Origin of the sequence: Pseudoalteromonas sp. BMB, assembly GCF_001709235.1 — a bacterium.
GTDB lineage: Bacteria > Pseudomonadota > Gammaproteobacteria > Enterobacterales > Alteromonadaceae > Pseudoalteromonas > Pseudoalteromonas maricaloris.
This window is the reverse complement of the sequence record NZ_MBQA01000075.1, coordinates 1-270: the sequence shown is the minus strand read 5'-3', so window position 1 is coordinate 270 and position 270 is coordinate 1. Positions and strand designations below refer to the sequence as shown.

General features: G+C 46.3%; 1 protein-coding gene. It reads left to right on the top strand.

Annotation, left to right across the window (positions count from 1 at the left end; translation table 11 throughout):
- Window positions 1-13: 13 nt before the first annotated feature.
- On the top strand, window positions 14-270 hold a 257-nt coding region (locus BB427_RS06655), incomplete at its 3' end, for a reverse transcriptase-like protein (RefSeq protein ID WP_139119029.1).

The window sequence follows — 270 nt, the reverse complement described above, 5'->3', positions numbered from 1 at the left end:
AATTGCGAATTCTATGAAGATAAACTATGATGGTGCTCTGTTTGGGGAATCTGATTTTGCGGGGCTGGGTGTGGCGATTCGAAACTCAAATGGCAAGGTTCTGGCTGCCCTCTCTGAAAAGATTTTGAAACCTCATTCTGCAGAATTAGTGGAGATCCTGGCTGCTCGGCGTGCAGTGATGTTTTCCAGAGATTTGGGCTTCCAAAATCCTGTTTTTGAGGGCGACTCCTCTTTGGTAGTAAAACTTCTTCAGGATCGGTGCGTGTCTCT